General features: G+C 71.8%; 1 protein-coding gene. It reads right to left on the bottom strand.

What is annotated here, in order from left to right; translation table 11 throughout:
• Positions 1–525, bottom strand: a 525-nt coding sequence (locus tag G3O06_RS48565) for a dihydroxyacetone kinase subunit DhaK (protein ID WP_205820495.1), incomplete at both ends; no start/stop codon positions are given.

Genomic DNA, 525 nt, shown 5'->3' with positions numbered 1-525 from the left:
CCCGCATCGAGCGGCGGCAACGGCGCCTCTTGCACGGCGGCCGAGGCCACACGGATCTGCGCATTCACGGCGCCGCCGCCCGGCCAGGCGCGCGCCTGCGTCGGCGCGTCGAGCAGCACCGCGCGTTCGTCGTTCAGCCGCAGCACCGAAATCGAACAGCCGGGCATGTTCAGTGCCGACAGGAACGTGCCGGCCCACGCGCGCGCGACGACGATGCCGCGCCGGTGCAGGTTGTCGTATGCGGCGCGCAGCACGATCGCGAGTTCCATGTCCGGCGTCGCCCCGAGGCCGTTGACGAACAGCGCGACGCGTTCGCCGCGGTCGAGCACGAGATCGGCGACGATGCTCGACAGCAGCGTGTCGACCAGCGCGTCGGCCGGCAGCGGCGCGCGGCGTTCGACGCCTTTCTCGCCGTGGATGCCGAGGCCGAGTTCGATTTCGTGATCGGCGAGGCTGAAGCCCGACTTGTCGGCGCCGGGGATCGTGCAGCCGTCGAGCGCGACGCCCATCGTGCCGAGTTCGGCA

Source organism: Burkholderia sp. Ac-20345, from assembly GCF_017104825.1.
Lineage (GTDB): Bacteria > Pseudomonadota > Gammaproteobacteria > Burkholderiales > Burkholderiaceae > Burkholderia > Burkholderia lata_B.
Note: the sequence above shows the minus strand (reverse complement) of the source record. Positions and strands in the feature narration are given on the sequence as shown.